Raw genomic sequence first — 15,782 nt, 5'->3', positions numbered from 1 at the left:
ATATATGCTCAAGTTTGAAAAAATAAAAACAATTTTCTTCGATTATGATGGAACTTTGCATAATAGCATAAAAATCTACGGTCCAGCCTTTAGAAAAGCATATGATTTTTTAATTGAAAACGGGTATGCAGAAGAAAGGCAGTGGACAGACAGAGAAATAAGCTACTGGCTTGGTTTCAATCCAAGCGATATGTGGAGAGAGTTTATGCCAAGTCTTAGTGACAACATAAGAGATAAGGCTAGTAAAATCATAGCTGGAGAAATGAAGTCCTTAATTGAGTCAGGAAAACCAGAACTATATGAAGGAGCTATAGAAACCTTAGAATATCTTAAAGATAAACATATTAAGCTTGTTTTTATTAGTAATTGTAAGATTTATTACAGAGATTGTCACGAAAAGCTTTTTAACTTAGACAACTACTTTGAAGAATTGGCATGTTCCGAGGAGTATGATTATATACCAAAGTATGAGATTTTAAATATTATAAAGAAAAGTTACCCAAAAGAGATGGTTATAGTAGGTGATAGAAAACAGGATATAGAGGCTGGAAGAAAAAACCGAATATTTACAATAGGCTGCAGCTATGGCTTTGGATTGCCTGGAGAGTTAGACGATGCTGATATAATCATAAATGATATTTCAGATTTAAGAAAATTGATATAGATGACTTAATTTATGCATGCCTGATAATTCCCAGAATTCGGTATTGTCAAACATGTATAAATTAAGTTTTCATAAAGGATACCTATACAAACTCTGATTCTAAGGATTATCTAGCGAGTATAGCTTAAAAAATAAATTAATGGTTAGTACATCTTTCTGAAAATTAAATATAATTTGAAATTCTAGATATTGACAACGATAACAAAAGGAGTTAAACTTAAATTAGTTAATCGGTTAACCGGCTAACTAATTTTCATGGTATTTGGTTAAACGCTTAACCAAAGTAAGGGGGAATTTTATGAGAAAGAGAAACTTAAAGATTCTATCAATCTTAACCTGCTTGGCTACTGCCTCCAGCATCTATTTTAATGTCGCTGTAGGTAAGGCAGAGGTTGCCAATGCTGCAACAGCTGTAGCTTCTATTAATTCTACTCCACTAGGCCCAGTAACATCAAAAGATGTTATATATCAAGTTATAACTGATAGGTTTAGCGACGGAGATACAACAAACAATATACCTTCATCAAAAGAGCTTTTTGATGATAAAAACAATGATGGTAAAGGAGACGGAGCTGATCTGAAGCTTTACCAAGGTGGAGACTTTCAAGGAATCATAAATAAAATACCATATCTAAAAGGGATGGGAGTTACAGCAGTATGGATATCTGCTCCTTATGAAAATAGAGACACACCTATATATGATAAACAGGCAGATGGTTCAACAAATACTTGGACTAGTTTTCATGGATATCATGCAAGCAACTACTTTACAACTAACAAACACTTTGGAACTATGCTAGATTTTGCGAGACTTAGAGATGAGCTTCACAAAAATAATATGAAACTTGTCATTGACTTTGTTACGAATCATAGTAGCAGACAGAAAAATCCTACTATGAATAATATCGCTGAAGATGGAAAGGTTTACGAACCAGATAAAGATGCAAATGGAAACTATGTTTTTGATGTCAACGGTGAGCCTGTTGATATAAATAAAGACGGAAAGTTAGAAAATCTATTAGCTGATCCTAATAATGATACTAAGAACTTCTTCCACAATAAAGGTGATAGAGGAACTGATTCAAGTGTTTATGGATATAGATACAAAGACTTAGGATCTCTTGCAGATTACAACCAAGAAAATCCTTTAGTAATAAATCAATTAGAAAAGGCTTCACTTTTCTGGAAACAAAAAGGTATAGATGGAATAAGACATGATGCAACCCTCCACATGAATCCAGCCTTTGTGAAAGGATTAAAGGATGCTGTGGATAGTGATAGTACAGGCCCTATAACTCAATTCGGAGAATTCTTTATAGGAAGACCATCAGATAAGTATGATGAGTTTAAGAGTTATCCAGATAGGACTGGAGTTAATAACCTAGACTTTGAATACTATAGAAGTTTAAATTCCACTTTTGGTGACTTCACAAAACCAATGAGTGACTTTGCTAGTATGCTTGGCTACACTGAATCAGGTTATTCTTATGAAAATCAAGCTGTTACATTTATGGATAACCATGATGTTAGCAGATTCGGATATCTTCAAAAAAACCAGAAGGTTTATAATGCAGCATTAGTAGCACTTTTAAGCTCAAGAGGAATTCCAAACATATATTATGGAACTGAGCAGTATATCACTCCAGCAGATGGAAGTGATGTAGCAGGAAGAGTATTTATGGAAAAGTCCAGTGCTTTCGATACAACAACTACTGCTTATAAAGCAATAAGTAAAATGTCAGCATTGAGAAAAGAAAATGATGCCTTAGCTTATGGTACTACAGAAGTGCTTTACTCAAATGATGATGTAATAGTTATGAAGAGAAAGTATTATGACAAACAGGTTATTGTAGCAATAAATAGACAACCTGATAAGAGTGTTACTGTAAGTTCAAGTGTTTTAGCTGGAATACCTAATGGCCAATATACTGATTACCTAGGTGGACTATGTGGAGGAAAGACTTTAAATGTAACTAATGGTGTACTTCAAGGTGGTGCATTTACCTTGGCTGGAGGTGAAGTATCTGTTTGGAGTTATAACCCTACATTAAGTGGTGCAAAAATAGGCGATGTAGTTTCTACTATGGGTAGAGCAGGAAATCTAGTGTATATTTATGGAGAAAATTTAGATGGAACTGTAGGCGTAAAGTTTGGAACAACTAGTGCTACAGTAGTTTCAAATAACAGTGGATTAATCACAGCAAAAGTACCTAATACTACACCAGGTCCTGTAGATATAACAGTAACTAAGAACGGAGTAACCAGCAATGCCTTCAGATATACGGTGCTTTCCGGAGATCAAAACCAAGTTATATTCCATGTAAGGGCAAATACAAACTATGGAGATAGCATACACATAGTTGGTAATATTCCTGAGCTTGGCAATTGGGATTCGAATAAGTGTACTGAAGGAATGCTAAATCCATCTTATCCAGAATGGATACTACCAGTAAGTGTTCCAGCAGGCAAGACTATAGAGTTTAAGTTTATAAAGAAGGATTCTACAGGAAAAGCTGTATGGGAATCAGGAGTTAATAGAGTAATAACATCCTCTTCAGATGCGCAAGGAGTAATAGATACACCAATCTATGACTGGAGCAACTAGTAAGAATAGAAGTATATAAAAAGAGCAATTACTCAAAGAATATATTTATAAAAATAACTAATCAACTTATCACAATATATAGACCGCTTCATTTATATAAAAGCTTTTGACAAAAGTAAAGGCTTGATAATATAAAAGCACATAAGAGGTGAAGCAGTAGTATTTAAATATAATTATAGGGGGAATTATTAATGAAAAAAAAGATATTATCATTATTTTTAGCTTTAGCTGCAATGACAACATTTACAGCATGCAGTAGTAATAGCAAAGCAACAAATGGAGGCAGTGGGGAAAAGACTATAGTGGTATGGCATCAGCTAGAAACTCCTGTTGAAGATGCATTAAAGAAGTCAGTAAGTGATTTAGAAACAAGTGAACATATAAAGGTCAAGTTCGTAAAACAAAACGAATTATCTCAAAAGCTTACAGTAGCAGGACAGAACAGTAAGGACTTGCCTGATTTAATAATAGGACCAAACGATTGGACAGGTAAATTTTCAGTAATGGGAATTATAGATCCTATATCAAAGGCTGTAGATAAGAGTATATTAAAGGATCATTTAGATAATACAGTAGAAGCGGTGACTTACAAGGGAGAGAGTTATGGAGTTCCAATGACTTTTGAATGTTTAACCTTTATGTATAACAAGAAACTTCTTACTACTCCACCTAAAACTACAGATGACTTATTAAAAATAGCTAAGGAAAATACAAAGGATGGTAATTGGGGATTTCTAACTAATACATCTGATGGATACCATATGATGCCATGGATTTATGGATTTAATGGATATGCTGTAAGCAAAGACGGAACTCCTGGTTTAAGTCAAGCTGGAACAGTAGACGCATTGAACTTTATAAAGGATTTGACTGCGTACTTACCTAAAAATGTTGATTACCAAGTTGTAGACGGACTTTTTAAAGAAGGAAAAGCAGCATCTATAGTAAATGGTTCATGGGCAATTAAGGGATATAAAGGAATAGATAAGATAGATTTAGGCATAGAGGTGTTACCTGTAGTTACTAAGAGCGGAAAAAATGCTCAACCTTTATTAGGAGTTCAGGCAGCAATGGTTATGGCAAAATCAAACAATAAAAAAGAAGCAGGAAAAGTTTTAGAAAGTTTTGCTTCAGAAAAAACTGCTAATGCACTTTTAGACTGTGGTTATTTAGTATCAAATAAAAAAGTTGATATGACTAAGGATCCTATAACAAAGAAGCTTTTAGAACAAGCAAATTTTGCGACTCCAATGCCTAACTCACCAGAGATGTCATCAGTTTGGGAACCATTAGCAAATGCTTTAAAATCAATTAGTACAGACAAGAATGCTGATGTAAAGAAATTATTGGACAAAGCACAAAAAGATGCTGAAGATAAGGTTAAGGCAGCTAAATAGAAAATATATCACAATGATACTCCCTAATTTTTAATATAAAATATTTAAAGGTGTACCTGTGATTTAGATTTAAAAAGAATTCAGGTACATCTTTAAGTAAGATAAAAGTGGATATTTACCTTAAGCGTCATCGTGGTAAGAGAATGAATATAAAGTTTTAGAAGAAGGAAAAAGTTAGAATGCTTAGGTTTTTCTATACATAAAACCGATTATAGAAAGGAGTATTAATAAATGAACGAGAAAAGAAGGAGTCTTTTGCCATACCTGTATTTAACTCCGGGAATGCTAATAATTGTTACACTGTGCATATACCCCATAATCTATACAATAGTTTTATCTTTTACTAACTTAAATATGTACCACTGGGCCAACCCATCCTTTATAGGCATAGATAATTTTATAAAGATATTTTCTTCTTTGGATGGTGGTTTTATAGAGGTTATACTTAGAACTATAGTATGGACAGCGTTGAATATGATAATACATGTTGGATTGGCACTTGTACTAGCACTTTTGCTTAATATGGAAAAATTAAAGTTTAAAGGCTTTTATAGAACAATGCTTATATTGCCTTGGGCTGTGCCAGGGTATATATCAACCTTGGTATGGAGAGGTATGTTCAACTATGACTTTGGAGCAATAAATCAAATATTAAAATCCATTGGGCTTAATTCTGTAGAGTGGTTATCAAATCCTAAAACAGCAATGATAGCTTGTATAATAGTAAATGTTTGGCTTGCTACTCCATTTATGATGATAGTATGTTTAGGAGCGCTCCAAAGTATTGATAAAAGTTATTACGAAGTGGCAGAGCTAGATGGAGCAAGCATATTCCAGAACTTTAGATATATAACCTTTCCTTTGATGAAACCGGCAGTGCTACCAGCTATAATAATAACACTTTTTGTTACCTTTAAGCAGTTTGATGTAGTATACTTACTGACAAGAGGTATGGCTGGAAAGACTGACCTAGTAATAACTTATGCGTATAACAAGGCTTTTACAGATTATAACTATGGCTATAGTGCAGCATTTTCTTTCATTATATTTGTAATTTTACTTTTAATTACATCCTTTAGAAGAAGAATGATTAATTCTGCTGAGGAGGTATATAATGGATAGAGAGGTTGGTATGATTATAAACTTATCATATAAGGGGGGAGATTTATGAGTGAAAAGATATTAACTGAACAGCAGGTATCAACGTACAGTTTTAAAAGCAAAACTATTAAAAAGAAGAACAAACAAATGCTAGAGCATGGTATTGCTCACTTTATTTTAATCATAGCTACATTGATTGCTGTGTTTCCTATTCTGTGGATATTTAGTTCATCTATAAGATCCACTGATACTATGTTTTCCTCTACCTTAAGGTTAATACCTGAAAACCCAACTCTTGCAAATTATAAAAATATAATAACTCAAGGGGATTTTCTTATATGGCTTAGAAATAGTACAATTATTGCATCCGTAACAACAGTTGCTAGTATAGCAATAGGATTATTAGGTGGATATGCTTTTTCAAGGTTTAGATTTCGTGGAAGAAAATTCGGGTTATCTTTATTCTTATTACTAAATGCATTTCCAAATATATTGGCTATGGTAGCAATATATAGACTATTCGATAAGTTGAATTTTATTAGCAGCCCAATTAAGCTAATATTGATATATACAAGTTGGCAGGTAGTATTTGCAATATGGAATATAAAAGGCTACTTTGATACTCTGCCAAGAGAGATAGAAGAGGCAGCGTTTATAGATGGTGCTTCCAGGAAAGATGTGTTCCTAAAGATATTAATACCTCTTTCAAAGCCATCTTTGGCTGTAACTGCATTATTTGCATTTTTAGGAAGTTGGAATGAGTATATTTTTGGTATTACTTTTGTAACTGATCCGAAATTTTTCACTCTGCCTATGGGATTGTACAATCTTCAATCTTCAGCAGGGGATTATGCGGTAAACTGGTCATTATTTTCCGCAGGAGCACTTCTTATAGCATTGCCAATAACAATAGTATTCTTAGTATTGCAAAGATATCTAATTTCTGGGCTTACAGTTGGAGGCGTAAAAGGATAGTTAGCTGTTTAAAGTTGGAAAACATATAAATTCAAAATGGTTTGTTCACATATATCTATATACCTAAAGATAGAACATGAAGCATAGAGAGTACAGGAGGAATAACTAGAAATGGTAGAAAAGTCAAACTTAAAGGATGAAGCAGTAAAAAAACAAAATGTGACTATAAAAGATGTAGCTAAAAAAGCAAAAGTTTCTACAGCAGCAGTATCTTATGTGCTTAATGGAGTAGAAAAGGTAAATAATGAGACAAAGCTAAGAATTCTAAATACCATTGAAGAGTTAGGCTATGTTCCCAACAATACTGCAAGAAACTTAGCTAAAAGACAAGGTAGGTTGATAGGAATACTAATACCTATAAAGGAAAACTATAAAAAAACAGTACTTACAGATAACCCTTTTTATCAAGAGTTTATAAGTGGAGTTGAATATGGCGCTAGAGAAAAAGGTTTTAGTACTCTCATTATTGGAATAGAGAATGAAGAAGATTGCTTAAATGCCTTAAGAGATAGTGAACTTATAGGAGTTATGGTTTTAGGAGCAATAAGTGGAACCTTATATAAAAAGCTTCATGATGTAAGTATACCTGTAGTTGTAATAGATCAAGAAAACACTGATGATAGGTTCTATTATATTAATACTGATGATGAACAAGGTGCATATATTGCAGTGAAATATCTTATTGAGAAAGGCCATAAAAATATAGGGTTTTTATCTGGCAACCTTAAATATAGCATAGTTCATAGAAATAGATTTGAAGGCTATAAAAGAGCTTTAAAGGAAAATAATATTGAACTTAGAGAAGATTTTATTATACAGACTGATGTTACTTATGAAGGAGGAATAAATGCTTCCAGTTATATAAAGGAAAAAAGACATGAGTTAACAGCAGTATTCTCAATAAGTGACATTATGGCCCTAGGACTTATTAAAGGGCTTCATAGACAAAGGATCAATGTTCCAAAGGATATTTCAGTAATTGGCTTTGATGATATAAAAAGTAGCAGATACTTTATTCCGGAACTTACAACTATAAGACAAGATATATTCGGTAAGGGTGAAAAAGTTGTTCAGATAGTAACTGAAGGTTCAAATGAACCAAATAAAAGAGAATTTATAATACCAGTAGAACTTGTAGAAAGGGAGTCAGTATATGAATTTAGAGAGGAAGACGATAGATGATTGGAAAGCTTCTGTCTTTTCTGATGGGAGTAAGCTGTTTGTAAGTAAAGAAGCTATAAATCTGAAGGAAAATATAGATATCAGTATAAGGTTTTCGGTAGTCAATCCCATAAAATCAGTATACCTAAGATATACAAGGAATGGAGAAGAATCCATTGTTCAAATGAATAAGGACAAAGTGGAGCATAACTTTGTTTATTATAAAGCTCAACTGTTTATTAATCAGCCCTTTATTAATTACCACTTTATATTAGCAACTGAGGATAGTTGTTATTTCTACAATCAAAAAGGGCTATATGACCATATAATTTCAGAGGAATATGATTTTAAGCTTGTAGCAGGATATAATCAGCCAAGCTGGGTGAAAAACTCTATATTCTATCAAATATTTGTGGATAGATTTTTTAATGGGGATAGCGACAACGATGTAAAGGATGATGAATATACCTTAAATAATTTTAAAACTAAAGCACTAGCTTGGGGAGAGAAGCCTTATGATTATCCTAAAGGCGGAAATGTTGATTTCTTTGGTGGGGACTTAAAAGGCATTGAGAAGAAGATAGATTATCTAAAGGAATTAGGTATAAACGCTGTATATTTAAACCCAATATTTGAGGCACCATCAAATCATAAGTATGACTGTACTGATTATTTTAATGTGGATAAGCATTTCGGTGGCAATGAGGCCCTTAAGGAACTAACGGAGGCATTGCACAAGGCAGGGATAAGAATAATATTAGATATATCCATAAATCATACAGGGATTAATCATCCATGGTTTAAGGAAAAGGAAAAGTATTATTATATCTATAACGACGGAAGCTATGAGTGCTGGTGCGGGGAGAAGTCTCTTCCAGTTTTAAATTATAACTGTGAGGAAGTAAAGGACATAATGTATAAAGGAAAGGATAGTGTTCTAAAGCTGTGGCTTGAAGAACCTTATAGTATAGATGGCTGGAGAATGGACGTAGCTCATAACGTAGGTAAGGTAAATGAGTTCCAGCAAGATGTTTCTATATGGAAAGAAGTAAGGAAGGAAATTAAAGAAACTAAGGAAGATGCTTATATAGTAAGTGAGCACTGGACAGACTGTAGCAAATATCTTCAAGGAGATATTTGGGATGGAACCATGAACTATTTTGGCTTTATGAGACCAGTGAGGAAGTACTTGGGCGAAGATGATGTATTTTTAGGCTGGAAGATAAAAGATATAAAATTTAAGAAGCAAAGCGGTACTTTATTTAAGGAAGAAGTACTGAGTCATTATGGAAAGCTACCTCATGTGATGAAGGCACTTCAGTTTAATCTTTTAGGAAGTCATGATATTCATAGAATAAACAATTCACCTTCCTTAGATAAGAAAGATGTAGCTGCTGCAATAATGATGGAGTTTTTATTTCCAGGGGTACCTTGCATTTATTATGGAGAAGAAGTTGGACTTTCTGGTGAGATAGGAACCAGTGGTGGCTGTAGATTCCCAATGGAGTGGAATGAGGACAAATGGAATAGAGAGATAAGAAGTCTTTACAAAAAGATGATTTCTTTAAGAAAAACAGAACAGATACTAGTGGAAGGCTCTTTTTCCATACTAGATGTTTCAGAAGATTACCTATCCTTTGCTAGGTTTGATGATAAAAAGGCATTTATTTTTGTTAACTCTCAAAGTGAAAGTGGATGCGATATAGAGATTCCTATGAATAGACTTGGTGAAGCAGATACTATTGAAATTATAGAAAAGACTGTCCCCAATGCTCTTATAGTAAAGGAGTTTACTGAGGATTACATCAAGGTTCATCTTTCAAAAAAAGAATCAGCATTGCTAAAAGTAGTATTTAAATAGATTAATAGGTATTTGTATGCTAAGGAAATAATTTTGGCGTAGATAAGCAAGTAAAAGTTGCTTATCTACGCCTTTTTAGGGTTCCTATATCGAAACTTAATTTATACTTGTTCGAAAATCGCGGGTTCTGGGGATTTTCGGGCACGTATAAATTAATAATTGAGTTAGGAACCCTTTATATATTTAAAAGGTAATCATTTAGCCATAGCTTGTGTAGTAGTAATATTATTGATTTTCAGGAACGTAATCATAAGGTGGCTGAGTATTTAAGAAGTATCCGCTTCTAACTTCAGCTGACCAGTTTTGGAGCATTTCCTTCCATTCTACGCTCATGAAGAAGTAATCAATTCCTTGTGAAGAGTCCCAAACCAACACACGGAAAGGAGTGATTCCTCCTGCTTCATACACATCTTGATTTGCCACTAGAGCTTCAGTTATGAAAAGCTGAGGCAAGCCGTATTGAAATGCCATTGCAGGTTCGATGAAGGAGAAGGTGGAGCCTGTCCAATATTCTGTATTAATATCGTTAGAATAAACAGTAGCACCGTTTGTTTCAATAACTCTTACTTTTTTCCTTGCTAGATTTAAAGTTACCATGCCATAGCTAGAGTAGATCATTCTTCTAATACTTATCATTGTACTTTCAGGGTATTGCTCAGTATTTGGCAGTGTTCTTGGAAATAACAGCTCTTTTTTTAACTCATCCATAAGTCTTATTAGAAAGCTTATTTGGAGATTGTTCAAAGTATTGCTAGTGGGATGACTTAAAAATACTGGTATTTTGTAAAATCTATTTGTTTTAGCAACTAAACTTGGATTTGGTACAACAGCTTCTACAGGACAATATTTTTGTCCGGGAGTAGCCAGTACATATTTTGGGTCTGCCATTTGAAATCACCTCAGTATAGTATATGCCAGATTAAATTAAAGGTGATGGACAATATTGTGTTAATCATAAAAGCATTATAAACTATATAGTAGTAATCATTATTATATACATATAACTATTGGAGATGATTAATATTAAGCCTATGTTAAAGTACTGTGTTGAAATTAAGTGGTCAGTCATCCGATGCTTAGATGAGCTTGCGCAAAGAATTAATATAATTTTGTCATATTCCATGGCTAAAACTGTAAACTCACTACGTTCGAACAGTACAGTTTCTTAACGCCATTCCATCTGAAAAAATCATTTAATTCTAATTACTCGCTCATATAGCATCTCCTTCATGACCGCTTAATTTCAACAATATTATTAAACATAGCCAATATTAAAAATAGAGCTATATATTTTCACACTTTAGTAGAAAATATATCTTGGCAACATAAATAAATTAAGTAAAGAGAAGTTGTATAACTTAATTTAGATAAATACGCTTAAACATACTACTCAATTTTTATATATAGCAGTTCATCAATATATAAGATAACAATAGGAGATATTATGACAAAAATAACTAAAGATACGATAAAAATCATAAGCATATTATGTTTTTTAATACTTGGATTCATGATTATGAATATAAATAGTCAGGAGTCAAGGCCTCCTTTGGCTGTTGATGGATATATTGACTTATCAAATTATAAGCTTAGTGAGAATGGGGTTATTAACTTAGATGGAAGGTGGCAGGTATATCCAAATAAGTTGTTAGAGCCTATAGATTTAATTAGTGACTACAGCTTAGAAAAAGAGACAATCAATGTTCCAGAACTATGGAGAGAAAACAAAAATAAGCTTAAGGGTAAGGGTGTAGCTACCTATAGGCTACTGATTAAAACAGATAAGAAGCCTCAACTATTAGGTATAAAGCTTGAGAATATAAAGATGGCAAGTAAAGTTTATATAAATGGAAGACTATTAAATCAAAGAGGTGTAATATCTTCTAAGGTTAAGCAATATAAAGCTAATAATAGCCCCTATACAATCTTTTTCTATAATGAAGGCAATAGTAGAGTAGCTACTGAATATAAAAAAATGCCTAGGGAGTATGATATAGAGCTTGTTATACAAGTTGCTAATTATGATTATATAAATGGAGGAATCTCTAATAGTATATCCTTTGGAACAGCTAATGCAATTGAGAACATGGTAGATATGCAAAATGCTTTAGATATATCTGGAGCAGTAATACTTATGCTCTTTGGTGTATACCACCTAGCGATATATGCACTGGGCAAATATTTAATTGATAAAAGCTTCTTATACAACGGACTCTTTTTTATTATGCTATCCATATGTGTTCTCGCAAATAATGAAAGAATACTATTGCAGGTTTTATACAACGATTTAGGTTATGTAGTTTATAAGCTTCAACACTTCTTTTCAATTGCGGTTATAATTCCTTTCGCACTTTTTGTTAGAAGCATGAACAGGGCTTTTTTAAGTGATAGAGTGAATAAGTTAGTTTATTTTATAACAATTCCATATTTACTTTTAGTCACTGTGACACCTTTAAGTATATACTCATCAGTTAAGCTGTTTTTTTTATCCTTTAATCAGATAATAATTTTGATAGTGTTAATAAATTCTATTAGATGTGTTTATAAGAAGGATTATGGAACTTTAGATGAAAAAAGCAGCATACTATTTTTGGCATCCATGTTATGTCTATTGGTTTTCCCAATTCTCTCAATTGTGTATAACAATAATATGCTGGGAGATAGTATATTTTTAGCATTTTCCTTCTTGGGTTTTATCATCTTTACTGCTATATTGCTTGCGTACAGATTTGCTGCCACATACAGAAATTCAGCGAAGCTTTCGGAAGACTTAATAAAATCTGAAAAGATTAGGGATGAGTTTATGGTTAAGACTTCCCATGAGCTTAAAACTCCAATATACGGAATAATAAATATATCTCATTCGCTTATGCAAAGAGAATTTCTTAACAATATGCCTGCAGAAAAAAAGGATATAATGCTTATAAATAAGGCAGCCAGCAGAATGTCAAAGTTAGTTGGAGATATATCGGACTTTATCACCTTGAAGGATGGGAAGCTTAGAGTTGAATTTAACAAGGTAGATCTTAGAATATGCATAGACATTGTTTTTGGAACTTTTAAGTACTTAATTGATAAAAAAAGAATAGACTTAATTAATGAGGTTAAGGAAAATACCTTCATCTATGCTGATGAGGACAGAATAAGACAAATATTATATAACCTTGTAGAAAGCTGTGTTAATAGCATAGAAGATGGATACATAAAGGCTACAAGTAATACCTTCAATGATAGCACATATATCAATTTAGAACATAATGGTGAGGGGTTAAGTGAAGATGAAATTGAAGATATATTTAGTGAACAGAAAAATCTAAGTAGTTTGGAGCTAGGACTTTTAATATCAAAGCAGTTGGCAGAAGTGATGAATGGAGTTTTAGAGGTTAGTAATACTAAGAAAAACTCTGGTGTACAATTTATTCTCCATATACCAACGTATAAAGAATCTGCAAAGGTTAACCAGAGACAAAAAATATTGATAAGAAAGCCTATAATAAAGGATGAAGACGAGGATATAAAAAATAATTTAGATGTGTTAGAAGGACATGATTTCACTATATTAATCGTAGATGATGAACTGTCCAACATATATGTTGCGAGAAATGCATTTATTGCTGAGGGATACAATGTATTAACTGCATTTTCAGCAGAAGAAGCGTTTAAAAAGCTTTTAGACAATTCGGCAGATGTAATGATACTTGATATAATGCTATCAGGGGTTTCAGGCATAGAGATTTGCAGAAAGGTTAGAGAAAATTACAATCTTATAGAGCTTCCAATTCTAATAACTACAGCAAGTCATAAAAGTGATGACATACTTTTAGGACTAGAGGCTGGAGCAAATGATTATTTAGAAAAGCCTTTTAACGAAAGGGAGGTAAAGGCTAGAGTAAGAACTTTAATTAATATGAAGAAGTCTGTCAGGGAGGCTTTAAGTAGTGAGATGGCCTTTTTACATGCACAGATAAAGCCACATTTTCTATTCAATGCCTTAAGTACAATAATGTCATTTTGCTACACGGATGGTGAAAAAGCAGCTAGTCTTATAGCTCAATTTAGCAAATATCTAAGGACTGTGTTTGATATTGATAAGGACTCCATATTTACAACCATATATAATGAGCTTGACCTAGTGGAAGCTTATGTAGCAATAGAGAAAGCAAGATTTGGAGAACTGGTGTCAGTTAAATATGATGTGGATGAAAAGCTTACTAATTGCATGATACCATCCCTTACTATACAGCCGCTTGTAGAAAACTCCATAAAGCACGGCATATATAATAAGGAAGATGGAGTAACTATTAATATAAAAATAAATGAGGAACAAGATAAGGTTATTATAGAAGTATTGGATACAGGTGTGGGAATTGAAAAAGAAAAGATAGAAGAGTTGCTTAAAGATGGAGGAAAAAAGGGAGTTGGCATAAGAAATGTTTATGACAGAATTAAAAGTATAAAAGGCAGTGAATTCAATATAGAAAGTGAAGAGGACCGTTATACTAAGGTGAAAATAAAATTGCCAAGGATGTAGGAGGTGCAAAGTTTTTGAGATTATCAGCTATCATTATTGATGATGAACTGCCAACACTTAATCTTATGAAATACCTAATAAGTAAGAATAAAAATATAGAAATAGTAGGAGCCTTCTCAAATCCTAGAGAGGCTCTTGAACAGATAAAATTATTGAAGCCAGATGTGGCATTTATAGATGTAGAGATGCCAGGAATTAATGGAATAGCTTTTGCTGAAGCCTTAGAAGACTTAAATTATGATATAAAGATAATTTTTGCTACTGCGTACAAAGAATATGCCTTCGATGCATTTAAGGTAGAAGCTTCGGATTATATTTTAAAGCCTGTAACAGAAGAACAGGTAAATAGGACAGTGGATAAGCTTATAAAAAGGTATCCGCTTATAATATCAAAGGGGCATGAAAGAAATGTCAAAGCAGCTAGTGAGGCTGAGGAGAATATTAATATAAGTAAAGATGCTGAAGCTTCTAGCAGTACTAGAGCTGAAGATAAAAAGGATCAAAGATGCTCAATTATATCCTTTGGACAGCTTATTGTATCTACTGAAAGCAATAATGCTTCGTCTTTGAGTCAGGTCAAGTTTGAAACCTCAAAGGTTGAGGAACTGTTTGCGTATCTTGTACTTAGTGAGGGCCGCCCAGTGGAGAAATGGAAGTTGTGTGAACTGCTTTGGGCTGACTTTCCAGAAAAAAAGGCTGAGCATAACCTACATAGCACCATATACAGACTTAAGACCTCCTTTAAAAAAGCAGGTTTTATAGAAGAATTTATAAAGTATAAAAATGGATGTTATACCTTAAATATAGATTTGTTTTATTGCGATCTTTGGGACTTTAGAAAGCTTGAAAAGTATAGGACTTTAGATGATAGCAATGCTAGTCAGATTAAGGCTATACTGGATTTATATCTAGGTGAGCTTTATGGGAATAAGGGCTATATATGGGCCATAGATGAAAGTCAAAAATTAAATGACATATATACTGAAACAACAATGAAGCTTGCACACTATTATATTGACAAAAGACAGTATGACTTAGCCATCAGATACTTGTCTAAGCTACTTCAATACAATACTTACAATGAAGAAGTATATGAGCTTATGATGAAAATCTATTTCTATAAAGGGGATAGAATAAAGCTTATGAAGTTTTATAAAGATATGCAGGAGACTTTAGAAAAAGAGCTTGATGTAAAGCCTAGAAAAACTACTATAGAGCTATATAATGCTCTAATAAATACTTTGGGAATTTAGAATATTAAAGACTGTTAATCATATAATCTAGGATTAACAGTCTTTTTTACTTTCTAGGAAAGTGTAAAATCTTTTGCTGGCTAAACCTTAGAGTATCAAGAGTTTAGATTTGCTACTTAAGGTAAACAATAAATATGAATCTATAAAAGTCTTTTTTAGTTTTACTTAGGTCATATTTAGGACACATAAGAGAGATATACTATATATGAACCATTTTAATTCGAAGTATATTTT

At 32.9% G+C, this 15,782-nt stretch carries 10 protein-coding genes; 9 read left to right on the top strand and 1 reads right to left on the bottom strand.

The genetic code is table 11. The annotated features are described in order from the left end of the window. Window positions 1-4: 4 nt before the first annotated feature. From C1I91_RS25825 to C1I91_RS25795, 7 genes are all read left to right on the top strand, one after another. A complete protein-coding gene (locus C1I91_RS25825; RefSeq protein WP_128215500.1) occupies window positions 5-664 on the top strand; it encodes an HAD family hydrolase in 660 nt (219 codons plus the stop codon). A gap of 298 nt (window positions 665-962) precedes the next feature. Further along, window positions 963-3,269: an alpha-amylase family glycosyl hydrolase gene (locus C1I91_RS25820; RefSeq protein WP_128215499.1), complete on the top strand. Its 2,307-nt coding sequence runs from the start codon at window positions 963-965 to the stop codon at window positions 3,267-3,269. 191 nt (window positions 3,270-3,460) lie between these two features. Next, complete coding sequence (locus C1I91_RS25815; protein WP_128215498.1) at window positions 3,461-4,666, top strand: sugar ABC transporter substrate-binding protein; 1,206 nt, start codon at window positions 3,461-3,463, stop codon at window positions 4,664-4,666. 231 nt (window positions 4,667-4,897) lie between these two features. Next, window positions 4,898-5,788: a carbohydrate ABC transporter permease gene (locus C1I91_RS25810; RefSeq protein WP_128215497.1), complete on the top strand. Its 891-nt coding sequence runs from the start codon at window positions 4,898-4,900 to the stop codon at window positions 5,786-5,788. Between the two features lie 45 nt (window positions 5,789-5,833). Then, window positions 5,834-6,742, top strand: coding sequence for a sugar ABC transporter permease (locus C1I91_RS25805; RefSeq protein WP_128215496.1), 909 nt, complete (start codon window positions 5,834-5,836; stop codon window positions 6,740-6,742). A 111-nt stretch (window positions 6,743-6,853) separates the two neighbouring features. Further along, window positions 6,854-7,924, top strand: coding sequence for a LacI family DNA-binding transcriptional regulator (locus C1I91_RS25800; protein ID WP_128215495.1), 1,071 nt, complete (start codon window positions 6,854-6,856; stop codon window positions 7,922-7,924). After that, a complete protein-coding gene (locus C1I91_RS25795; RefSeq protein ID WP_128215494.1) occupies window positions 7,896-9,764 on the top strand; it encodes a glycoside hydrolase family 13 protein in 1,869 nt (622 codons plus the stop codon). Before C1I91_RS25800 ends, C1I91_RS25795 begins: the two co-directional genes overlap by 29 nt. A 225-nt stretch (window positions 9,765-9,989) precedes the next feature. Here C1I91_RS25795 and C1I91_RS25790 read toward each other — a convergent pair whose 3' ends face one another. Further along, on the bottom strand, window positions 9,990-10,652 hold the full coding sequence (locus C1I91_RS25790; RefSeq protein ID WP_128215493.1) for a hypothetical protein: 663 nt from the start codon (window positions 10,650-10,652) through the stop codon (window positions 9,990-9,992). Between the two features lie 556 nt (window positions 10,653-11,208). Between C1I91_RS25790 and C1I91_RS25785 the strand changes: the two genes are divergently transcribed. Both C1I91_RS25785 and C1I91_RS25780 read left to right on the top strand, forming a co-directional pair. Next, window positions 11,209-14,295 carry an ATP-binding protein gene (locus C1I91_RS25785; protein ID WP_128215492.1) on the top strand — a complete coding sequence of 1,029 codons (3,087 nt, stop codon included), beginning with the start codon at window positions 11,209-11,211 and terminating at the stop codon, window positions 14,293-14,295. Window positions 14,296-14,309: 14 nt separating this feature from the next. Then, window positions 14,310-15,548 carry a response regulator gene (locus C1I91_RS25780; protein ID WP_128215491.1) on the top strand — a complete coding sequence of 413 codons (1,239 nt, stop codon included), beginning with the start codon at window positions 14,310-14,312 and terminating at the stop codon, window positions 15,546-15,548. Window positions 15,549-15,782 lie beyond the last annotated feature (234 nt).

Origin of the sequence: Clostridium manihotivorum (assembly GCF_004015185.1) — a bacterium.
Lineage (GTDB): Bacteria > Bacillota > Clostridia > Clostridiales > Clostridiaceae > Clostridium_AR > Clostridium_AR manihotivorum.
This window is presented reverse-complemented; position numbering and strand designations above follow the sequence as displayed.